Raw genomic sequence first — 20,084 nt, 5'->3', positions numbered from 1 at the left:
ATATTTAAAATCATACTGTTATTTACGTTGCCTTCCTGCCAAACGGTGCCAGGCTTAAAAGAACCCATGATAAAAGGAGGTCATGATGGCTTCGATTTATACGCTGACACTCTCCCCTTCCCTCGACTCCGCGACCATGACGCCGCAAATCTACCCGGAAGGTAAGCTGCGCTGTAGCGCGCCGGTGTTTGAGCCGGGCGGCGGCGGCATCAACGTGGCGCGCGCTATTACCCATCTCGGCGGAAAAGCCACCGCCATCTTCCCCGCTGGCGGCGCCACGGGAGAACATCTGGTTGCGTTGCTGGCAGATGAACAGGTGGCCGTAGACACCGTCGATGCTAAAGACTGGACCCGGCAGAACCTGCATGTCCATGTTGAATCCAGCGGCGAGCAATATCGTTTTGTGATGCCGGGGGCGAAATTAAGCGATGATGAGTTTCGTCAACTGGAAGAGAAAGTGCTGACCATTGAAAGCGGCTCATTACTGGTGATCAGCGGTAGCCTGCCGCCGGGCGTCAAAACAGAAAAACTGACGGCGCTGGTTCAGGCAGCGCTCCAGCGCGGCATCCGCTGCATTGTCGATAGCTCGGGCGAAGCCCTGAAGGCGGCGTTAGAACCCGGACAACTTGAACTCGTTAAACCTAACCAGAAAGAGCTCAGTGCCCTGGTTAATCGAGAACTTAGCCAGCCTGATGACGTTCGTACTGCCGCACAAGAGCTGGTACGTACGGGCAAAGCGCATCGCGTTGTGGTCTCTCTCGGTCCTCAGGGTGCGCTGGCCGTCGACAAGACGGGCTTTGTACAGGTTGTGCCACCGCCGATGAAAAGCCAGAGCACCGTGGGCGCCGGTGACAGTATGGTTGGCGCGATGGTGCTGAAGCTGGCGCAGGGCGCTTCGCTTCTGGAGATGGCACGCTATGGCGTCGCGGCAGGGAGTGCAGCCACCATAAACCAGGGAACGCGTCTGTGTTCGCTTGCGGATACCCAGAAAATTGTCGATTACCTGGCGAGAAGCTGAACCTGCTTCCCCTTCCCATGGAGGGGGAAGTCGCTAAACAGGGCATATCGACTATGCTAAGAAAACTTTCAGGATAACAACGAGGTGAATTATGAGCAGTGGTGATATCACCCGCTACGTCGTAACCGTGAATATTCATGAGGCGTCGCTGACCGAACTGAATGAACTCAACAACGCGTTCACGCGCGCCAATTTTCTGCTCACGCTGACGGACGATGAGGGCAATATTCACGATCTCGGCTCACTGGCATTTGGCCTGATAAGCCCGCTGAGTCAGGAAGAGGTGAAGGCGCTGGCCAGTAGTCTGGTGGAAAGCGTGACTGACAAAGCCACGGAAATTGATGTGGATAGCTGGGAAAACTGGCATAAAAAAGAACAATAAGTGCCCTGTACAAAATTAAACCGCTCAGTTGTGCGTTAGTTCCTGTTTTTTTATAGCCGTTTTGCGCTAACTTTATGATCTGGCAGACAACATGGGAGAGACATCATGTGGCAGGCTATCAGTCATCTTTTAAGTGAGCAACTGGGTGAAGGTGAAATTGAACTGCGTAACGAGCTGCCAGGCGGAGAGATCCATGCCGCATGGCATTTACGTTACGCCGGGCGCGATCTTTTCGTTAAATGTGATGAGCGTGAATTGCTCCCCATTTTTACTGCCGAAGCCGATCAGCTTGAGCTGTTATCGCGCAGTAAAACAGTCACCGTTCCGCAGGTTTTAGCCGTCGGTAGCGATCGTGACTATAGCTTTCTGGTGATGAACTATCTTCCCGCGCGCCCTCTGGATGCGCACAACGCCTTTATTCTCGGGCAACAGATCGCCCGTTTGCACCAGTGGAGCGATCAACCTCAGTTCGGGCTCGATTTTGATAACGACCTCTCCACTACCCCACAGCCAAACGCATGGCAGCGCCGCTGGTCGACCTTTTTCGCCGAGCAGCGCATCGGCTGGCAGCTGGAGCTGGCCGCTGAAAAGGGATTAGCGTTCGGCAACATCGACGCGATTGTTGAACACATTCAGCAGCGTCTGGCTTCGCATCAGCCTCAGGCTTCCCTTCTGCACGGAGATTTATGGTCAAACAACTGTGCACTTGGGCCTGATGGTCCCTATATATTTGACCCGGCCTGCTATTGGGGCGACAGAGAATGTGACCTCGCAATGCTGCCGTTGCACCCTGAACAGCCGCCGCAAATTTATGATGGCTATCAGTCTGTTTCGCCGTTACCTGCGGGTTTCCTTGATCGTCAGCCGGTTTATCAGCTGTACACCTTAATAAACCGGGCTATTTTGTTTGGCGGGAGTCATCTGGTGAATGCCCAGCGGGCGCTGGACCGCATTCTGGCGGCATAGCGGGAGGGGGCGGCTTCACGCCCCTTCCCTTAGGATTTACAGGAAGCCAAGCAGCGTAAAGAAGAAATACCCGGCCACAATGATAATGACCGGCAGGATGTAGAGCGGGAAAAACTGCACAAAAATGGTATGACGCGGAACGACAATGCGCGATTCGATCTGCTCGCGGCTCATCCCGTCAGGGCCTTTCGCCTTCTCGAGGATCAGCTGGTCTTCCACCCCTTCGCGCAAAAAGCGGGTCTGGCGACTCATGCGCGCGCCGGAGGCCTGCAACGCCATCGCGATAAATATCAACGCATAGATTATCCAGAAACCGACATTCAGCTGGTGGTGAAAATCCGGCGTGGGCGAGTTGAACCAGAAGACGTTCAGGAACGGGGTATTAAACCGCATCATCTCAATCATGACGTGCGCAAAATCAAGCATGACGGCATTGATGCCCGGCTGTTTTTCGCTGTGATCGTACATAAATTTGAGTACGGAGATCAGCGTTGAAATCAGGGCGGGAATGAAAATAACCCAACCAGCAATACGTTTTAAGACCGCGATGCGTCCAGCTTGTTGATACGTCATTAGTTCCTCTTCATAAAGACGCGTTATTTGTGCCTAAGTCTACCTGCTGTCGGTCATTTTCGCCCGCTCTTTGAATGCAATATGCTAAATTGCTTGTGCTTAGCACCGTTTGTCTTACCCCCAAGATAAGGAGATGTTGTAATGTCGACCCCGCGCCAGATACTTGCCGCTATTTTTGACATGGATGGATTGCTGATTGATTCCGAACCCCTGTGGGATCGGGCTGAACTGGACGTGATGGCCAGCCTCGGCGTCGATATCAGTCGTCGTAACGAGCTTCCCGATACCCTGGGGCTGCGCATCGATATGGTGGTTGACCTCTGGTATGCCCACCAGCCATGGGTTGGCCCGGATCGCGACGAAGTAACGGCGCGCATTATCAACCGCGCTATCTCCCTCGTAGAAGAGTATAAGCCGCTGTTGCCGGGCGTACGCGACGCTATCGCCCTGTGCAAGGCGCAAGGGCTGAAAGTGGGGCTGGCCTCGGCCTCACCGCTGCATATGCTGGAAAAAGTGCTGACGATGTTCGGGCTGCGCGACAGCTTCGACGCGCTGGCCTCGGCCGAAAAACTTCCTTACAGCAAGCCACATCCGCAGGTATATATGGACTGCGCCGCGAAACTGGGGCTGGATCCACTTACCTGTGTGGCGCTGGAAGATTCGGTTAACGGCATGGTGGCGTCCAAAGCCGCACGTATGCGCTCCATCGTTGTGCCGGCTGAAGAAGGCCGACACGATCCCCGTTTTGCCCTCGCAGACGTCAGGCTGACGTCTCTTGAAGAATTGACTGCCCGCCATCTGCGCGGGGAGTAACGCTCTTTCAGGCAGCTTCGGCTGCCTGCTTCGCCAAATCAAAACAACGTTTTACTTTATTTGCTTTTCTCATTCCAGACTCCTATTCTTACGTGCAGAATGACAATAACCTGACTTCTGAGGCGCGTATGATACTGGATGCTTTTACTCTGGCAGGAAAAGTGGCGATGGTGACCGGGTGCGATACCGGTCTGGGGCAAGGTATGGCCATTGCCCTCGCCCAGGCAGGATGCGATATCGTGGGGGTTAACCGCAAGGTTCCTGACGAAACGGCAGCGCGCGTTACGGCGCTGGGACGACGCTTTATCGCGATTCGCGCCGATCTTGGCAAGCAGGAGAGTATTCAGAGCGTGGTGGATACCGCAGTCGCTGAGATGGGCCGCATCGATATTCTGGTTAACAATGCCGGCACCATCCGCCGTGCCGATGCGCTGGAATTTAGCGAGAAGGACTGGGACGAGGTCATCGATCTCAATCTGAAATCGGTCTTTTTCCTCTCTCAGGCAGTGGCGAAACAGTTTATCGCGCAGGGTCAGGGCGGCAAGATTATTAACATTGCCTCCATGCTCTCCTTCCAGGGCGGCATCCGGGTGCCCTCCTATACGGCGTCCAAAAGCGGCGTGCTGGGCCTCACCCGCCTGCTGGCGAACGAATGGGCAACGCTGGGCATTAATGTGAATGCTATTGCGCCGGGTTACATGGCGACCAATAACACCCGGCAGCTTCGCGATGATGAGCAGCGCAGCCAGGCGATCCTCGACCGTATTCCGGCGGGTCGCTGGGGTCTGCCGGAGGATTTACAGGGTCCGGTGGTGTTCCTGGCCTCGTCGGCCTCTGATTACGTTAACGGTCATACCCTCGCCGTAGACGGTGGCTGGCTGGCGCGCTAACCGTGCGTTTGTGACAAAGAGTTACACCGTCACCTCTTTCACACACTGTATAAAAACCCTATACTGTATGAATCGACAGTTTACCGGGTTTTATCATGACGGCGGAAGGCCACCTGCTTTTTTCACTTGCCTGTGCAGTGTTTGCCAAAAACGCTGAACTGACCCCTGTGCTGGCACAGGGGGACTGGTGGCATATTGTCCCTTCCGCCGTGCTGACCTGCCTCCTGCCGGACATAGATCATCCAAAGTCATTCCTTGGCCAGCGGCTGAAGTGGATTTCAAAACCCATCGCCAGAGCCTTTGGTCATCGCGGGTTTACCCACAGCCTGCTGGCCGTATTCGGCCTGCTTACACTCTTCTATTTGAAGGTTCCGGAGAGCTGGATCGTCCCGGCGGATGCCATTCAGGGCATGGTGCTCGGCTACTTAAGCCATATCCTCGCCGATATGCTGACGCCAGCAGGTGTACCGCTGCTCTGGCCCTGCCGCTGGCGTTTCCGTCTGCCAATCCTCGTGCCGCAAAAAGGCAACCAGCTGGAGCGCGTTCTGTGTATGGCGCTGTTTGCGTATGCCGTGTGGATGCCGCAGACATTGCCCGAAAATGGTGCAGTGCGCTGGTCATCGCAAATGATCAACTCGCTACAATTTCAGTTCAATCGTTTTATTAATCACCAGATTGAACATTAAACCGACAATATAATCACTTTTGTCATAAACCATTCCATATGGATATAAGCGCGACATCACACTTCTGATAACCTTGCGCCAACAGGTTCGGTAAAAACCGACCGTATAATAAATCAGGAGAACGGGGATGAATTTTCCACTCATCGCGAACATTGTTGTGTTCGTCGTATTGCTATTGCTTCTCGCCCAGGCTCGCCACAAACAGTGGAGCCTGGCGAAAAAGGTACTGGTCGGTCTGGTCATGGGCGTGGTGTTTGGCCTGGCCTTACACGCCATTTACGGCTCCGATAGCCCGGTACTGAAAGATTCTATTCAGTGGTTCAACATTGTCGGTAACGGCTATGTACAGCTGCTGCAAATGATCGTTATGCCGCTGGTATTCGCCTCTATTCTGAGCGCCGTAGCCCGCCTGCATAATGCCTCTCAACTGGGTAAAATCAGTTTCCTGACCATTGGTACCCTGCTCTTCACCACGCTGATTGCGGCGCTTGTGGGTGTGCTGGTAACCAATCTGTTTGGCCTGACTGCTGAAGGTCTGGTGCAGGGTAGCGCTGAAACCGCGCGTCTGACGGCGATTGAGACCAACTACGTGGGTAAAGTGGCCGATCTGACCGTTCCGCAGATGGTGCTTTCCTTCATTCCGAAGAACCCGTTCGCTGACCTGACCGGTGCAAGCCCAACCTCCATTATCAGCGTGGTGATCTTCGCGGCATTCCTGGGCGTGGCTGCGCTCAAGCTGCTGAAGGACGATGCGCCGAAAGGCGAGCGCGTTCTGACAGCCATCGATACCCTGCAAAGCTGGGTGATGAAGCTGGTGCGTCTGGTCATGCAGCTGACGCCGTACGGTGTCCTGGCGCTGATGACCAAAGTCGTGGCAGGCTCTAACCTGCAAGACATCATCAAGCTTGGCAGCTTTGTGATCGCCTCTTATCTGGGGCTGGGCATTATGTTTGTGGTGCACGGTATCCTGCTGGGCGTGAACGGCGTTAGCCCGCTGAAATATTTCCGCAAAGTCTGGCCGGTGCTGACCTTCGCCTTCACCAGCCGTTCCAGCGCGGCATCTATCCCGCTGAACGTGGAAGCACAGACCCGTCGTCTGGGCGTACCGGAGTCTATCGCCAGCTTCTCGGCCTCCTTTGGCGCCACCATCGGGCAGAACGGCTGTGCGGGTCTCTACCCGGCGATGCTGGCCGTGATGGTTGCCCCAACCGTGGGGATTAACCCGCTGGATCCGGTCTGGATTGCGACGCTGGTGGGTATCGTGACCATTAGCTCCGCCGGTGTTGCGGGCGTGGGCGGCGGCGCGACCTTCGCTGCGCTGATCGTTCTGCCTGCGCTGGGACTGCCGGTGACGCTGGTTGCCCTGCTGATCTCTGTTGAACCGCTGATCGATATGGGGCGTACCGCCCTGAACGTGAGTGGCTCAATGACCGCCGGTACCCTGACCAGCCAGTGGCTGAAGCAGACCGACAAAACGATTCTCGACAGCGAAGAAGATGCGGAACTGGCCCATCGTTAATCACGGCTGAAATAAAAAAACCGCCTGCGGGCGGTTTTTTTATGGCTGTTATTCTTCAACCTCTTCATCCTGGCGGGTCTGCACAGCCCATCGCTGCGCCGATTCCGGCACCGTAAACGCAGGGGAGCGACGGAAGTGCTCGCCAATCAGCACGAAGGCAACGTATTTACCCCTTAACATCCAGACATCGCGAAAACCATCCACTTTCAGGGCATGGTCAGGCGGCGCGGGTTCAACGCGGGGCACATAGCTAATAACCTGGCGGTTTTGTTGACGAAGAGGTTTCATAAGCGACGGGTTCACTAAAGCAAATTCTTAAAGCAGGAAATTTCTATCATAGCCGATTCTCCCCCCACCCGTCGCGCCTGACGTGAGGCAGATGGCTCCTTTCACTAATCACTTATCTGAAAACGCTTAGTTCGCCTGCTAATTCATCACATTGTTCTATCCTTAATAGGGTTTTCAGGAACGAACAAAGGAGAATCGTGCAATGTCGAACAATGATAAACCACATCAAGCCCCTATTCATGGCACCGAAGAATCTCAACCGGGAATGGACTCACTCGCCCCTGCGGATGGCTCTCATAAACCGTCGCCGGGCCTGTCCGCGCCGGGCGAGCAACCTACTGCACCGGGAAGCGTGAAGTCGCCCGATACGGATAACGAGAAGTTAAAATCTCTCGATCCGCACCGCAAAGGGGGTGAAGGCTATGCGCTGACCACCAATCAGGGCGTGCGTATCGCCGATGACCAGAACTCCCTGCGCGCCGGAACGCGCGGCCCGACGCTGCTGGAAGATTTCATCCTGCGGGAAAAAATCACCCATTTCGACCATGAGCGTATTCCTGAGCGTATCGTTCACGCTCGCGGCTCCGCGGCGCACGGCTATTTCCAGCCGTACAAGAGCCTGAAGGCGATCACGAAGGCGGATTTCCTTTCCGATCCGAACAAAATCACACCGGTATTTGTGCGCTTCTCTACCGTACAGGGCGGCGCGGGTTCGGCCGATACGGTGCGTGATATCCGCGGCTTCGCCACCAAATTCTATACCGAAGAGGGCATTTTCGACCTCGTCGGGAATAACACCCCGGTTTTCTTCATTCAGGATGCGCATAAGTTCCCTGACTTTGTCCATGCGGTAAAACCAGAGCCACACTGGGCCATACCGCAGGGACAAAGTGCGCATGACACCTTCTGGGATTACGTCTCCCTGCAACCGGAAACCCTTCACAACGTGATGTGGGCGATGTCTGACCGGGGGATCCCACGCAGCTATCGCACCATGGAAGGGTTTGGTATTCATACCTTCCGTCTGATTAACGCCGAAGGTAAAGCGACTTTTGTGCGTTTCCACTGGAAACCGGTCGCGGGGAAAGCATCCCTGGTGTGGGATGAAGCACAGAAGCTGACCGGGCGCGATCCGGACTTCCACCGTCGCGAACTGTGGGAATCCATTGAAGCCGGTGATTTCCCGGAATACGAGCTGGGGTTACAGCTGATCCCGGAAGAGGACGAGTTCAAATTCGACTTCGACCTGCTCGACCCGACCAAGCTTATTCCTGAGGAGCTGGTGCCGGTTCAGCTGGTGGGCAAAATGGTGCTTAACCGCAACCCGGATAACTTCTTCGCGGAGAATGAGCAGGCTGCGTTCCACCCGGGCCATATTGTGCCGGGGCTGGATTTCACCAACGATCCGCTGCTACAGGGCCGTCTGTTCTCTTACACCGATACGCAGATCAGCCGTCTCGGTGGACCGAACTTCCACGAAATTCCTATCAACCGTCCGACCTGCCCGTACCATAACTTCCAGCGTGACGGGATGCATCGCCAGGATATCGATACCAACCCGGCGAACTACGAGCCAAACTCCATTAACGATAACTGGCCGCGTGAAACCCCGCCGGGGCCAAAACGTGGCGGATTTGAGTCGTATCAGGAGCGCGTGGACGGAACAAAAATTCGCGAGCGCAGCCCGTCATTCGGCGAATATTACGCTCAGCCTCGCCTGTTCTGGAACAGCCAGACCCCGATTGAACAGCAGCACATTATCGGCGGTTTCAGCTTTGAGCTGAGCAAAGTGGTGCGTACCTACATTCGCGAGCGCGTGGTCGACCATCTGGCGCATATTGATATCCAGCTTGCTCAGGGCGTGGCGAATAATCTCGGCATCACGCTGACTGACGAGCAATGCCATGCCGCACCGCCAAAAGACGTGAACGGGCTGAAGAAGGATCCGTCCCTGAGCCTGTACGCGGTACCTGGCGGGTCAATTAAAGGCCGCGTAGTGGCTATCCTGCTGAATGATAAACCGCGCGCCAGCGACGTGCTGGGGATCATGAAGGTGCTCAAAACCCAGGGCGTACATGCCAAACTGCTTTACTCCCGCATGGGTGAAGTGACAGCCGACGATGGCTCTGTCCTGCCAATTGCCGCGACCTTCGCCGGGGCACCGTCGCTGACGGTTGACGCGGTGATTATGCCGTGCGGCGACGTTGAGAGCCTGCTCGGTAACGGTGATGCCGCCTATTATCTGCTGGAAGCCTATAAGCACCTGAAGCCAATCGCCCTGGCAGGCGATGCGCGGAAGTTTAAATCTCTGCTGAAGGTACCGGATCAAGGGGAAGAAGGCATTGTCGAAGGTGATAACATTGACGATGCGTTTATGACCCGGTTGTTTGACCTGCTTGCCGCGCACCGCGTGTGGTCGCGCAGCAGCAAGACCGACCAGATACCGGCGTAAAAAAAAGCCGGGTGGCGCTGGGCTTACCCGGCCTACATTTCGATTGCTTTTGTAGGCCCGGTAAGGCGAAGCCGCCACCGGGCTTTATCTCAAAGATCCCTGAACGTCCCCAGACGATACCCACGCTCGGCAATCGCGTACTTCAACGACGCCGACGTCAGCACATCCAGTTCCGCCAGACGCGGCCAGCAGTAGGCGCTCTTACGTACGATGTTATCGACAAACGCCGGGTGCGCCATTACCTCAAGCGAGCGCTCCCCTTTCGCGGCGGACTCATCCAGCACCTTCAGGAACAGCGCTTCGTCGATCTCGTCGCCATAAAATGCGCTGCTGAACCCCTCCGTTGACGTCACCGCGACGTCCGGCAGCCCGCGCACCTCACGATCCACGCGCATCGCCACGCCTTTACGTTGCGCAAACTCTGCCACAAGCGGGAAAATCGCCGGGATCATATGCACATGATGATGGCTGTCAATATGGGTAGGCTCGCGGCCAAACACATCCACAAAGCGGTTAAACTGGCAATCCAGCTCGCGGGCAATCTCATCGAGCGGCAGAGCGTCCTGCTCCGCCATTTCCCAAATCCATTTCCCCAGCTGGCCGTCGCGCGTCAGGCCCGGCATTGGCGAAAGGGGCAACCCAAGCGTCAGCACAAAGTGCATGCCCACGCCCAGCTCGGGCAGCTCACGGCTTAACTGCGCCGCATGTTCCACCGCCTCACCGTTGATGAGCGCTGTTGTAGAGGTCACGACGCCCCGGCGACAGGCTTCAATAATGCCGTAGTTCTGCCCTTTTGACAGACCAAAATCATCGGCATTGACGATCAGCAGGTTTTCCATCGCGCCTCCTCTTAACGGTGTGTGAGTTTCAGTTTCTCAACCGTTGCAGCAAAGTTTGGCAGCCATTTTTCATGCGCCAGGATCATCTCACCCGCGAGTTTTTCAGCGTCACGGTCAGAATGCACCAGCGGGCTGAGGTTCAGCGCCAGCAGCACGTCATTCAGCTCGCCGCTCAGGGCCGCATTGCTCGCCGCCACTTCAAAGCCTTTGATGGTGTGAATCAGGCCCATCACCTTATCGTCGAAGTGGTTAATGCGGGGATGCGGTTTTGCACCCTCGCGCCCAAGGATGCAGGTCATCTCAACGGCCCAGTCTGCCGGGATATTATCGATGTGCCCGTGATGGGGAACATTTACATAGTGCTCGGCCTGCTTGTCATTGTAAATGGCGTTAATCACTTCACACGCGGCATCCGAATAGTATGCCCCGCCGCGCTGCTCCAGCTCTTTCGGTTTGACGTTCAGGTTCGGATCTTTATACAAATCAAAAAGCTGCTTCTCTACTTTCTGTACAACCTGAGCGCGTGCGCCACCTTTGTAGTATTCGCCCATTTCAATGGCCAGCATCTCTTTCTGCTTGAAGTAGTAGAGCAGATACGAGCACGGCAGCAGATTCAGGGAGCGGATCAGCCCTTCGCTGAACGGCAGATCGAAAATGTTTTTCACCGAGGCCGCGGTCAGGCGACCAGAGGCGACGCCGTCGAGCAGTTCCGCAAAGCGCGATTGCCCGTTCACTATCACATCTTTGATAAAGACCATGTGATTCAGGCCGAACAGATCAATGGACAGATCATCGTTATCGGTCAGTTCCAGTACATCGCGGATGAACATCTTCATGCCAATCGGAATATTGCAGACGCCGATAAAGCGTTTGAAACCGGTGTGGCGATAGACTGCCTCGGTGACCATCCCGGCCGGGTTGGTAAAGTTGATCACCCAGGCGTTCGGGCAGATCTCCTCCACGTCTTTAATGATGTCAAAAATGACCGGAATAGTACGCAGGCCTTTAAACAGGCCACCTGCCCCGTTGGTTTCCTGGCCCAGATAACCGTGGCTCAGCGGAATGCGCTCGTCCAGCTCACGCGCCTTCAGCTGGCCGACGCGCAGCTGCGTGGTCACGAAGTCAGCATCTTTCAGTGCCAGGCGGCGATCCAGCGTTTTATGCACGGTTAAGGGCACGCCCGCTTTTTCAACCATGCGTTTGCACAGTTCAAAAATAATATTCAGCTTCTCCTGACCTTCTTCAACATCCACCAGCCATAATTCGCTGACCGGTAATTCATGATACCGTTTCAGGAAACCTTCAAGTAATTCCGGGGTATAGCTGCTGCCGCCACCAATGGTTACGACTTTTAATTTCTGTTGCATAATATCTCCCTTAGCGTATCAGGTTAATCGCCTGCAAGGTATAGCGTACTCTTCCCGCTATTTGGGCAAGCCATTACGTCACGGTTCCTGGCGGATAAACCGCCGAAAGTTAATTAATTACCGTTAAATTTTTGCGGTAACTGTTCGGTGTGAATGAAGTCAATTTTTTAAAGGTTTTAATAAACAGGCTGGGGCTGCTGTAACCCGATTCGTAAGCGATATCGGTGACAGAGTAGTTAGTAATTTCCAGCTGTTTTTTGGCAAAGTTAATGCGGATTTCATTAATGATTTGCACAGGCGTTTTACGGTAATAACGCTGCGTGGCGCGCGTCAAATATTCCTGCGATTTACCCGACAGCGCCACCATATTCTCCAGGGCGTTATCGCTGAACTGTCCTTTATCGTGCATCAGCTCCACGGTACTGCGCAGCCACTGAGGAATATCATCCACCACCTGCTGTTCTTCACGGTGATGGCGGAGGCGATTCATGACGTAGAACGTCACGGTTTCAATAAATTCATCAAATTCATTGTCGCGGAAATTCAGCGATGCGATAACCTTTTCAATCCAGGTCATAAACTCATTTTTAACGCGATACACCTGTGACGCCACAAAGCAGAACGGCACCAGCGGCAGATAGTGCTTCTCGAAGAAACGCCTGCTCACCCCTACGTTCAGAATGCGCGTCGCACCAAACTCATAAAAGCTCTGGTGATAAGATCCCATTGGCAGGAAGACGAAATCGCCACGCTCAAGCAGGACGCGCTTACCGTTGATCTCCTGATAGTAGCGGCCGGTCAGAACAATCGTGAACTCGTAGTAGTCATGCTGGTGCAGACCGCTGGCGCTCTCCGTTTTGTTGTAAATCACCACGTGAAAATTTTTGCCATTAAACAGCTGTTGCTCATGTGCGGTTTTGATTTCCATCGTGCTGACCTCCTGCTACTTCAACTGACTTATTGCATCTTCTCGTGAAGCTCGATGAGCTCCGCGACCAGCTCGCGTGCCAGCATGGAGGTCATCAGATGATCCTGCGCATGTACCAGCACCAGACTCACTTTCATCTTCCCTTCGCCCTGGTCGCTTTCGATGAGCTTCGTCTGCACCAGATGCGCTTCGTTTAACGCTGTACGGGACTGCTCCATCATGGTTTTCGCGGCAACGAAGTCGCCCTGCTTAGCCTGCTTAAGCGCCGCATACGCCAGGCTGCGTGCCTGCCCGGAGTTGATGATGAGGCCCATCACCACCTCTTCCAGATCATTCTCTGCGGTTTCTTCGGCAACGATACTCTCTAAATCTAACATCTTTAAGCTCCTTTCCGCTGGCGCGGGTTGCCCCGCGCCGTGCAATTTTAGAATTTCAGTGCGAGGGCGATATCCTCTTCGCTCTCTTCTTCATCGATAACCGTTGCGGCCTTGTTCGCAATCGCCACGAACGGCATGTAGAGCAGGGTTGCAATCCCGAGGTTGAATATCGCCAGCAGGAAGGCCGCCACGCTACCGTTGGTGTTGAAGAACGCGCCCAGACCAGCCGGCATCGTCCACGGCGCAATGTTGGTCACCGGCGGGATAATGCCCAGGTAGTACGCCGTCAGCGTAATCGCGGCCAGCAGCGGCTGAACCAGGATGAAGGGAATGAACATCACCGGGTTCATGATAATTGGCAGACCAAACAGGATCGGCTCGTTAATCTGGAAGATGCCTGATGGCAGGGCCAGCTTCGCAACCTGACGATGGTCGGCGCGGCGAGAGACAATAAAGACCGCGATGATCAGACCCAACGTCGCCCCGGTACCGCCCAGGAAGATATAGGAGTCAAGCATCGGCTTCGCCCACACATGGAAGGTTTTACCGGCCGCCAGCGCCGCATCGACGGAGCCGTACTGCTGGTAAAGCGCGACGTTTTCCAGTGCCCACGGGGTCATAATACCGCTGTCCAGCGCCGCCAGTGCCAGTGAACCATGCACGCCGAAGAACCACAGCAGGGAGGTAAAGATGACATACGCCCAACCGACTACGCTACCCATCGACGCCAGCGGCGTTGAGATAGAGTCCATAATGATCTGGTGGAAGTTTGTGCCCCAGTGAGAGAGCGCCCAGGCAATAATCCCCATGATGGAGAGAATAATGAAGCCCGGAATCAACGCGGAAAAGGAACGAGAAACGGAGGCCGGAACGCTATCCGGCAAGCGGATAACCCAGTTACGGCGAATAATGAAGGTGAACATTTCGGCCACCACCAGCCCGATAATAATACCGGAAATGATGTTTGCCCCACCCAGCCAGTTGGCGCCAACGGCGTAAGCGTCACCCACGCTGTACGGTGTGACGGTCATGAACGCGGCAATGGACAGTAAGCCTGCCGCAAGCGGATCCACTTTACGCTCTTCCGCCAGCGCCATTCCGATAAAGAAAGGCGCCATTAGCGACATAATACCCAACGTACCATTGTATACGTTGCCGCCAATGGCTTTTAAACCATTAAGGGTTTCAATAGTTGAAGCATCTAACCTAATTCCTAATGAATAAAAAAAGGAACCTTCTCCAAAGCTCAGAAAAACGTTGTTAATTAAAACGAACATTGCCCCCGCTAATGTCAACGGCATTAATTTAATAAAGCCGTTCTTAATGGCATTAACGTGAGGCTGCTTTCCTATTTTAACAGCAAAAGGAAGGAGTACCTTTTCAAGTGAAGCGATGACTTTACTCATAGGAAAATACCCTTAAATGCCGCAACGACCGTTACGGCGTATTGTGTGTGAAATAACTCTTTGACGGGAAAAATAAAAAATTAATTAGCAGCTTTTTTAATCGCCGCAACGGCAGCTTTTAATACACCTAAACCATCAATCTTGCCGTATAAAACGGAATCGATCACTTCGACCGGCTTATTGGGTAGCAGACGCTGAATTTCTGGCAGCATATAAGCGATTTGCGGCCCGAGTAAAATAACGTCGGCTGTCTGACCCTTCTCGCCCGCCAGCGTTTCCGGAAACGCCTCAATCACCACAGGGACTTCATATTTTTCGGCCTGCGCGCGCATTTTGGAAACCAGCAGCGAAGTGGACATGCCCGCAGAGCAAAACAGATAGATATGTTTCTTTTCCATGATAACTTCCCTCTTGTTTGGCTACCCGCCGTCTCGCTATCACTCGACTCGCTATCCTGGCTGACGGGCAGTGTGCTGAACATTGTTTGTCGTTGAAGTGAGTATACGCAATGGTACAGGGAGGGGATAATTCTGGATAGACTGAAATTGTCTCTCATTGACCTGGCTTGTTGACTACCTTCACATTTCAGGCAAATAATTCGCGCCAAGAAATAAGATTCACGTATGCATAAAAAAACCGGCCTTCCGGCCGGTTTGTTAACGCTCTCAGGCAAGCAGGCTTACTGTGCCTTAGGTGCCTGTGGGTCGGTGTCGTATTCGGCACAGGTCTGGTAACCAGAATTGATCACGTGACCCGTATCATCCAGGGCGACAAAATAGGTCTCTGCCTTACCATCACGTTGACCCAGAATATAGGTCTGGCAGGTACCACGCGCGTGGATCATAGTGACTTCTGAAGAAGGTTTACCGGCAATGGCTGCAACCTGGGAACGCGTCATGCCTTTTTTGACGTCTTTTACCACTGGCTGTGTGAACTGATCTTTAGTGCGATCGTAAGCTGTACACCCTGCCAGCATAGTCAGTACCGCCGCTGCGCTTAAAATTCCTGCTACGTTCTTGTTCATATTCCGTCCTCTTGTTTATCAGCGTGTTAACTAAGCATGGGATAAAAATTACTATTGTTCAACTTTGCGAGTTACGCCAGACGAATTTCGGAAAATTCTAATAAAACAACGGTAAGCTGCTAAATCGCTGTAAAACAGTACACTCAAAACTGTGATCCTTGTCGTTTCCCCGACAAAGGGTTAGTTTTAACAGATCACACTTTCTGTTTGGTTCTGCATAGGGAGGGCGTAATGGCTCTGCAACAAGAAATTATTCAGGCGCTGGGCGCGAAACCTGCGATTGATGCCAATGAAGAGATCCGTCGTAGCGTTGATTTTTTGAAAGCTTACCTGTCTGCACACCCTTTCCTGAAGACGCTGGTGCTGGGCATCAGCGGCGGTCAGGATTCCACTCTGGCCGGTAAGCTGAGCCAGATGGCCATCTCCGAGCTGCGTGACGAGACCGGTGACACCGCGCTGCAATTTATTGCCGTACGTCTGCCGTATGGCGTGCAGGCCGACGAGCAGGACTGTCAGGATGCGATTGCGTTTATTCAGCCGGACCGTGTTCTTACCGTAAACATCAAAGGTTCGGTACTGGCCAGCGAGCAGGCCCTGCGTGAAGCCGGTATTGAACTGAGCGATTTTGTCCGCGGCAACGAGAAAGCCCGTGAGCGCATGAAAGCGCAGTACAGTATCGCAGGGATGACCAAAGGGGTCGTCGTCGGCACCGACCACGCCGCGGAAGCCATCACCGGCTTCTTTACCAAATACGGCGATGGCGGCACGGATATTAACCCCCTCTTCCGTCTGAACAAGCGTCAGGGCAAGCAACTGCTGGCGGCGTTGGGCTGCCCGGAGCACCTGTATAAGAAGGCGCCAACGGCGGACCTGGAGGACGATCGCCCTTCCCTGCCGGATGAAGCGGCGCTGGGCGTTACGTATGACAACATCGATGATTATCTGGAAGGCAAAACGCTCGACGAAGGTACCGCTAAAATTATCGAAGGCTGGTATCTGAAAACCGAGCATAAGCGCCGTCCGCCCATTACGGTGTTTGATGATTTCTGGAAAAAGTAAAAGCAAAACGGTAACTCCGCTTTGCAGGCCGGGTAAGGCGTAGCCGCCACCCGGCTCTTTTTTAACCACCGAACACCTGCTACACTGTATGCCTGAACAGTATATGGAGCAGTATGTGAGCAGGCGTCAATCCGCCCCGCGTCTTGAGTTTGAAGCGGCGGCTATCTACGAATATCCCGAGCATCTTCGCCCCTGGCTTGAGGCACTGCCTAAACAGCCTGGCGTCTATTTCTTCCACGGCGACAGCGACACCATGCCGCTCTATATCGGCAAAAGCGTGAATATCCGCAGCCGGGTGATGTCGCACCTGCGTACGCCGGATGAAGCATCGATGCTCAGGCAGTCCCGGCGGATCACCTGGATCGAGACGGCAGGCGAACTGGGCGCGCTTCTGCTCGAAGCCCGGCTCATCAAGGAACAGCAGCCGCTGTTTAACAAACGCCTGCGCCGCAACCGCCAGCTGTGTTCCTTGCAGATTAACGCAGGAAAACCGCAGATCGTTTATGCCCGGGAAGTGGATTTTTCGCATGAACCCAATCTTTACGGTCTGTTTGCCAACAAACGTGCCGCACTGCAAACCCTGCAATCCCTGGCTGATGAATTACAGCTTTGTTACGGCCTGTTAGGACTGGAAGCCACCACCCGTGGTCGCGCCTGTTTCCGCTCAGCGCTGAAACGCTGCGCCGGGGCGTGCTGTGGAAAAGAGAGCGTTGAAGAACATCATGCCCGGTTTATGGCTGGCCTTGCCTCTATCAGCGTTAACTGCTGGCCGTGGGAAGGCGCGGTGGCGCTGAAAGAAACCCGCGATGGGATGACGCACTATCACATCATCCGCAACTGGCTCTGGCTTGGCGCCGTTGAAAATCTGGATGACGCTACCGCTCTGCTGCGCACCCCTGCCGGTTTCGATCAGGATGGTTACAAAATTCTCTGCAAGCCACTGTTAACCGGAAAATATGAGATCATCGTCCTCAATGACCCGGCAGCCAGGTAATTTCACTGAACAGCAGCGACCCCTTCGTTTCCAGTAAACGGAGGGTATGACTGCCCGCTTCCCAGCTGGCGCCCTGATCGGCGGTCAGTAATTTGTCGCCCAGTTGCCAGGCGCCGCTTAATACGAATGCCACCCCACCGCGTGATGCGAAGGTAGTGAACGTCCGGGTAGCAACGCGCACCTTTGCCTGGCAGCAATCCCGTCGGGTCATGATGTTGAAGTCCATCGACATCTGCCCCTCTGTGAGCACGGCTTTCACCGCCAGATCGCCCGCAAATCGGTAAGGCTGATGATGCTTCAGGGTATGACAAAACGCCCTGCCTGCATCCAGGGTCACCTCGCCGCCCTCCAGCAGCGTAATCACCCGGTCGACGCCCGGGAACGCGGAAAATTCGCCGTTACTGGCGATGGAGGCAATACTGGCCCGCCAGAAAAAATCCCGCGTCGCGGGAGGAAAACAGCAAATCTCACGCGTCTCACCCGCACCATTACGCCAGAGACTGACCGGCATTTTACGGATATCAAAGAATTCCATGACCACTCCTGAAGGACGCACCGTGCGCCAGCGCATTTTCACAAACGTATTATCGGCAGCAGTCAGGCCAGACCTTAGGCATGGGATAAAAGAAAAACCGCCGGTCCTGTCCACAGCGTTTTCGCTTTTGTAGACAGGAGCCCGGCGGTCTTAAGAGAGTGAACCGATTATTCGGTTGGTGCAGGCATTTTACCTTCCGGCGCTGCACGTTCTGTCAGACGCTTCTCAAAATTGGCATTAAATTGCTTTTTCTGTTCCGGCGTCAGAATGTTGTAAATCTTGTTCTGGGTTTCCATATGGGCCAGCATGCGCGCTTTATGCTGCTCGGCCATTTTGTCGATCTGCGCTTCCGCTTTTGCTTTATCGAAGCTGTCGCTGGCAATGATGTCATGCATTGCGCGGCGCTCTTCCAGCGGAGGACGTTTCATCTGGTCACGCTGGCTTTTCATGATGTCGCGGATCTGCTGCTTCTGCGCATCGGTGAGGTTCAGATCTTTAAACATCATCATCTCATGGTGCATACCCGGCTTGCCTTTATGATGCATCATCATTTTGCCTTCCGTCGGCGCGGCGGTAGTGGTCGCGGTATCGGCGGCGAACGCCATGCTGGTAGCGCCCAGAGCCAGGGTAGAGGCAACAAACAGTGCAGTTAATTTACGCATAATGTCTTTCCTTACTTTCAGTTATTCTTCGGCGCTATGCCGTGTTGACGAGATTAACTTTACGGGGTTTATCGTCAATTAGTCAGAGCAACGGTAAAACAATGAAAGTGTAAAAAACAACTTTTCGCCAATTGTGGAGAAATTAAGGAAAAAGCGTGGAGAGATGAAACAAAAATATTCAACAGGATGATTTTAAAGAGATTATGGAGAAGTATAGCGAAGTGCCGTTTAATAATAAAGCAATTCTCCAGGAATATTCCGCAAACAATACCAGAGCGCTTTTAACGCTAAGAAATTTATTCTTCATTTCCCCTCCGGTCTGCGCGAGGGGAGACGATCAGGGCATTTTTTCCAGCATCAGGCCTGCTCGCAAACCAAACGCGACCGACGGATTAGGAAATAAAACATATTCCGTGGATTTCTGTACCGCATAGCGCGTCTCACCATCTTCCGCCACCAGGACGCCCTGGCGAAACGGCGTAAAGTTCAGCGTATGGGGCGCCATATGTAGCTGGAAAGCCTCGCTTTGACGCGTGATCTGCTGCACGACCCGATAGCGCACAACGGGTTCCCGGGAGGGTTCCGGCGCAACCCCGGCGAGCAACGCCCGAAGCGCCTGATGCGTAGGGGCAAAACGCGTCAGGTCGTTTTGCCCGAACGGCAGCGCTTTTCCCAGCTCCAGGGTGCAGGATAACGCGCCAACATTCTCGCAGGTGAAGTGGGTAAACGTGCCGCCTGGCGTCTGGTGGAAAACCAGCGCCTCCAGCCCCGCGTCGCCAAGCCAGGTCAGAAACGCCTCATCCCACGGCTGATCACGCTGAGGTAACACGCCAAAACGCACGTGGTACGAGGCGCGAATGGCCGTATGCAGATCGAGGTGCCAGCGCGTTTCCCCCGCCCCGGCAAAAAACGCCGTGACCACCTTCTCCAGCCATTGCGCGCGTGTCGTCTCATCACTCTGTGGAAACTGCGCCCAGCGACCACCAAACATGCGGTTGATGTCGCTCACGAGATACCGTTTATTTTGCGCCAGCGCAGGCGGATTTCCCAGCACCACCAGCAGACGGCAGTGCAGCGTGATCTCTGCGCGAAACAGCGCGCGCAGCAAAAGATCGACAATCTCCACGGGCGCGGTTTCGTTTCCGTGAATGCCGGTCGAAAGCAGCAGCGACAGGTCATATTCCCCCGTCGGCGTCAGTTCAAGCACGCCCCGCCCCAGCCATCGCCAGTGGAACGAGGGGCCTTCCCCCTCTTGCCGCTCCGGTGTCTCTTCGGCCAGCGTCAGCGCCAGTAAGTTTTCCATATC

22 protein-coding genes are annotated in these 20,084 nt (G+C 54.3%); 10 read left to right on the top strand and 12 right to left on the bottom strand.

What is annotated here, in order from left to right; genetic code table 11:
* Nucleotides 1-85 precede the first annotated feature (85 nt).
* The 3 genes from pfkB to ACQG1Y_RS09365 all read left to right on the top strand — a co-directional run bounded on the left by pfkB (nt 86) and on the right by ACQG1Y_RS09365 (nt 2,366).
* Nucleotides 86-1,018, top strand: a complete 933-nt coding sequence (gene pfkB, locus ACQG1Y_RS09375) for a 6-phosphofructokinase II (protein WP_032670978.1) — start codon at nt 86-88, stop codon at nt 1,016-1,018.
* 91 nt (nt 1,019-1,109) lie between these two features.
* Nucleotides 1,110-1,400: a type V toxin-antitoxin system endoribonuclease antitoxin GhoS gene (ghoS, locus tag ACQG1Y_RS09370; protein ID WP_003857822.1), complete on the top strand. Its 291-nt coding sequence runs from the start codon at nt 1,110-1,112 to the stop codon at nt 1,398-1,400.
* Nucleotides 1,401-1,505: 105 nt separating this feature from the next.
* Nucleotides 1,506-2,366 carry a fructosamine kinase family protein gene (locus ACQG1Y_RS09365; RefSeq protein ID WP_015570740.1) on the top strand — a complete coding sequence of 287 codons (861 nt, stop codon included), beginning with the start codon at nt 1,506-1,508 and terminating at the stop codon, nt 2,364-2,366.
* Between the two features lie 36 nt (nt 2,367-2,402).
* Here ACQG1Y_RS09365 and ACQG1Y_RS09360 read toward each other — a convergent pair whose 3' ends face one another.
* Nucleotides 2,403-2,939 (bottom strand): YniB family protein, encoded by a 537-nt coding sequence (locus tag ACQG1Y_RS09360; protein WP_015570741.1) that lies wholly within the window; start codon nt 2,937-2,939, stop codon nt 2,403-2,405.
* Nucleotides 2,940-3,080: 141 nt separating this feature from the next.
* Here ACQG1Y_RS09360 and hxpB point away from each other — a divergent pair, with 141 nt between their 5' ends.
* The 4 genes from hxpB to tcyP all read left to right on the top strand — a co-directional run bounded on the left by hxpB (nt 3,081) and on the right by tcyP (nt 6,847).
* Entirely contained in the window at nt 3,081-3,752 is a 672-nt protein-coding gene (hxpB, locus tag ACQG1Y_RS09355; protein ID WP_003857825.1) for a hexitol phosphatase HxpB, read from the top strand.
* Nucleotides 3,753-3,880: 128 nt separating this feature from the next.
* Nucleotides 3,881-4,642: a 2-dehydro-3-deoxy-D-gluconate 5-dehydrogenase KduD gene (gene kduD, locus ACQG1Y_RS09350; protein ID WP_017384658.1), complete on the top strand. Its 762-nt coding sequence runs from the start codon at nt 3,881-3,883 to the stop codon at nt 4,640-4,642.
* 95 nt (nt 4,643-4,737) lie between these two features.
* Nucleotides 4,738-5,328 (top strand): metal-dependent hydrolase, encoded by a 591-nt coding sequence (locus ACQG1Y_RS09345; RefSeq protein ID WP_015570742.1) that lies wholly within the window; start codon nt 4,738-4,740, stop codon nt 5,326-5,328.
* A gap of 127 nt (nt 5,329-5,455) precedes the next feature.
* Nucleotides 5,456-6,847 (top strand): cystine/sulfocysteine:cation symporter, encoded by a 1,392-nt coding sequence (tcyP, locus tag ACQG1Y_RS09340; protein ID WP_015570743.1) that lies wholly within the window; start codon nt 5,456-5,458, stop codon nt 6,845-6,847.
* Nucleotides 6,848-6,895: 48 nt separating this feature from the next.
* Here tcyP and cedA read toward each other — a convergent pair whose 3' ends face one another.
* Nucleotides 6,896-7,150, bottom strand: a complete 255-nt coding sequence (gene cedA / locus ACQG1Y_RS09335) for a cell division activator CedA (RefSeq protein ID WP_071524159.1) — start codon at nt 7,148-7,150, stop codon at nt 6,896-6,898.
* A 187-nt stretch (nt 7,151-7,337) separates the two neighbouring features.
* Here cedA and katE point away from each other — a divergent pair, with 187 nt between their 5' ends.
* Complete coding sequence (gene katE / locus ACQG1Y_RS09330) at nt 7,338-9,587, top strand: catalase HPII (protein ID WP_368740507.1); 2,250 nt, start codon at nt 7,338-7,340, stop codon at nt 9,585-9,587.
* A gap of 89 nt (nt 9,588-9,676) precedes the next feature.
* Here the strand turns inward: katE and chbG are convergent, their stop codons facing one another.
* The 7 genes from chbG to osmE all read right to left on the bottom strand — a co-directional run bounded on the left by chbG (nt 9,677) and on the right by osmE (nt 15,528).
* The gene (gene chbG, locus ACQG1Y_RS09325; RefSeq protein ID WP_017693595.1) at nt 9,677-10,426 is read right to left on the bottom strand and encodes a chitin disaccharide deacetylase; all 750 of its coding nucleotides are present in this window, start codon (nt 10,424-10,426) and stop codon (nt 9,677-9,679) included.
* Nucleotides 10,427-10,437: 11 nt separating this feature from the next.
* Nucleotides 10,438-11,793 carry a 6-phospho-beta-glucosidase gene (locus ACQG1Y_RS09320; protein WP_032653271.1) on the bottom strand — a complete coding sequence of 452 codons (1,356 nt, stop codon included), beginning with the start codon at nt 11,791-11,793 and terminating at the stop codon, nt 10,438-10,440.
* A gap of 109 nt (nt 11,794-11,902) precedes the next feature.
* Nucleotides 11,903-12,721, bottom strand: a complete 819-nt coding sequence (gene chbR, locus ACQG1Y_RS09315) for a transcriptional regulator ChbR (protein WP_426736733.1) — start codon at nt 12,719-12,721, stop codon at nt 11,903-11,905.
* Nucleotides 12,722-12,750: 29 nt separating this feature from the next.
* A complete protein-coding gene (gene chbA / locus ACQG1Y_RS09310) occupies nt 12,751-13,098 on the bottom strand; it encodes a PTS N,N'-diacetylchitobiose transporter subunit IIA (protein WP_003857835.1) in 348 nt (115 codons plus the stop codon).
* Between the two features lie 47 nt (nt 13,099-13,145).
* Nucleotides 13,146-14,504, bottom strand: a complete 1,359-nt coding sequence (chbC, locus tag ACQG1Y_RS09305) for a PTS N,N'-diacetylchitobiose transporter subunit IIC (protein WP_017384664.1) — start codon at nt 14,502-14,504, stop codon at nt 13,146-13,148.
* Between the two features lie 80 nt (nt 14,505-14,584).
* Entirely contained in the window at nt 14,585-14,902 is a 318-nt protein-coding gene (gene chbB, locus ACQG1Y_RS09300; protein ID WP_015570750.1) for a PTS N,N'-diacetylchitobiose transporter subunit IIB, read from the bottom strand.
* A 281-nt stretch (nt 14,903-15,183) separates the two neighbouring features.
* Nucleotides 15,184-15,528 carry an osmotically-inducible lipoprotein OsmE gene (osmE, locus tag ACQG1Y_RS09295; protein ID WP_003857836.1) on the bottom strand — a complete coding sequence of 115 codons (345 nt, stop codon included), beginning with the start codon at nt 15,526-15,528 and terminating at the stop codon, nt 15,184-15,186.
* Nucleotides 15,529-15,759: 231 nt separating this feature from the next.
* Between osmE and nadE the strand changes: the two genes are divergently transcribed.
* Complete coding sequence (gene nadE / locus ACQG1Y_RS09290) at nt 15,760-16,587, top strand: ammonia-dependent NAD(+) synthetase (protein ID WP_003857837.1); 828 nt, start codon at nt 15,760-15,762, stop codon at nt 16,585-16,587.
* 115 nt (nt 16,588-16,702) lie between these two features.
* On the top strand, nt 16,703-17,581 hold the full coding sequence (cho, locus tag ACQG1Y_RS09285; protein ID WP_072204511.1) for an excinuclease Cho: 879 nt from the start codon (nt 16,703-16,705) through the stop codon (nt 17,579-17,581).
* Here cho and ves read toward each other — a convergent pair.
* From ves to astE, 3 genes are all read right to left on the bottom strand, one after another.
* Complete coding sequence (gene ves / locus ACQG1Y_RS09280) at nt 17,559-18,116, bottom strand: environmental stress-induced protein Ves (protein ID WP_017384666.1); 558 nt, start codon at nt 18,114-18,116, stop codon at nt 17,559-17,561. The genes cho and ves overlap by 23 nt on opposite strands.
* 167 nt (nt 18,117-18,283) lie before the next feature.
* Nucleotides 18,284-18,778 carry an ATP-independent periplasmic protein-refolding chaperone Spy gene (gene spy, locus ACQG1Y_RS09275; RefSeq protein ID WP_015570753.1) on the bottom strand — a complete coding sequence of 165 codons (495 nt, stop codon included), beginning with the start codon at nt 18,776-18,778 and terminating at the stop codon, nt 18,284-18,286.
* A gap of 337 nt (nt 18,779-19,115) precedes the next feature.
* Nucleotides 19,116-20,081, bottom strand: a complete 966-nt coding sequence (astE, locus tag ACQG1Y_RS09270; RefSeq protein ID WP_368740506.1) for a succinylglutamate desuccinylase — start codon at nt 20,079-20,081, stop codon at nt 19,116-19,118.
* Nucleotides 20,082-20,084: the final 3 nt, after the last annotated feature.

It is taken from the genome of Enterobacter cloacae complex sp. 397G4, assembly GCF_050031515.1.
In the GTDB taxonomy this organism is placed as follows: domain Bacteria; phylum Pseudomonadota; class Gammaproteobacteria; order Enterobacterales; family Enterobacteriaceae; genus Enterobacter; species Enterobacter hormaechei_C.
This window is presented reverse-complemented; position numbering and strand designations above follow the sequence as displayed.

What these genes read in the sequence shown, in the direction of transcription:
- kduD (WP_017384658.1), top strand. Translation starts at nt 3,881, where the DNA reads ATGATACTGGATGCTTTTACTCTGGCAGGAAAAGTGGCGATGGTGACC.
- chbC (WP_017384664.1), bottom strand. Translation starts at nt 14,504, where the DNA reads ATGAGTAAAGTCATCGCTTCACTTGAAAAGGTACTCCTTCCTTTTGCT.
- tcyP (WP_015570743.1), top strand. Translation starts at nt 5,456, where the DNA reads ATGAATTTTCCACTCATCGCGAACATTGTTGTGTTCGTCGTATTGCTA.
- chbR (WP_426736733.1), bottom strand. Translation starts at nt 12,721, where the DNA reads ATGGAAATCAAAACCGCACATGAGCAACAGCTGTTTAATGGCAAAAAT.
- chbA (WP_003857835.1), bottom strand. Translation starts at nt 13,098, where the DNA reads ATGTTAGATTTAGAGAGTATCGTTGCCGAAGAAACCGCAGAGAATGAT.
- ves (WP_017384666.1), bottom strand. Translation starts at nt 18,116, where the DNA reads ATGGAATTCTTTGATATCCGTAAAATGCCGGTCAGTCTCTGGCGTAAT.
- ACQG1Y_RS09360 (WP_015570741.1), bottom strand. Translation starts at nt 2,939, where the DNA reads ATGACGTATCAACAAGCTGGACGCATCGCGGTCTTAAAACGTATTGCT.
- ghoS (WP_003857822.1), top strand. Translation starts at nt 1,110, where the DNA reads ATGAGCAGTGGTGATATCACCCGCTACGTCGTAACCGTGAATATTCAT.
- astE (WP_368740506.1), bottom strand. Translation starts at nt 20,081, where the DNA reads ATGGAAAACTTACTGGCGCTGACGCTGGCCGAAGAGACACCGGAGCGG.
- hxpB (WP_003857825.1), top strand. Translation starts at nt 3,081, where the DNA reads ATGTCGACCCCGCGCCAGATACTTGCCGCTATTTTTGACATGGATGGA.
- pfkB (WP_032670978.1), top strand. Translation starts at nt 86, where the DNA reads ATGGCTTCGATTTATACGCTGACACTCTCCCCTTCCCTCGACTCCGCG.
- ACQG1Y_RS09320 (WP_032653271.1), bottom strand. Translation starts at nt 11,793, where the DNA reads ATGCAACAGAAATTAAAAGTCGTAACCATTGGTGGCGGCAGCAGCTAT.
- ACQG1Y_RS09345 (WP_015570742.1), top strand. Translation starts at nt 4,738, where the DNA reads ATGACGGCGGAAGGCCACCTGCTTTTTTCACTTGCCTGTGCAGTGTTT.
- spy (WP_015570753.1), bottom strand. Translation starts at nt 18,778, where the DNA reads ATGCGTAAATTAACTGCACTGTTTGTTGCCTCTACCCTGGCTCTGGGC.
- osmE (WP_003857836.1), bottom strand. Translation starts at nt 15,528, where the DNA reads ATGAACAAGAACGTAGCAGGAATTTTAAGCGCAGCGGCGGTACTGACT.
- chbB (WP_015570750.1), bottom strand. Translation starts at nt 14,902, where the DNA reads ATGGAAAAGAAACATATCTATCTGTTTTGCTCTGCGGGCATGTCCACT.
- ACQG1Y_RS09365 (WP_015570740.1), top strand. Translation starts at nt 1,506, where the DNA reads ATGTGGCAGGCTATCAGTCATCTTTTAAGTGAGCAACTGGGTGAAGGT.
- chbG (WP_017693595.1), bottom strand. Translation starts at nt 10,426, where the DNA reads ATGGAAAACCTGCTGATCGTCAATGCCGATGATTTTGGTCTGTCAAAA.
- katE (WP_368740507.1), top strand. Translation starts at nt 7,338, where the DNA reads ATGTCGAACAATGATAAACCACATCAAGCCCCTATTCATGGCACCGAA.
- nadE (WP_003857837.1), top strand. Translation starts at nt 15,760, where the DNA reads ATGGCTCTGCAACAAGAAATTATTCAGGCGCTGGGCGCGAAACCTGCG.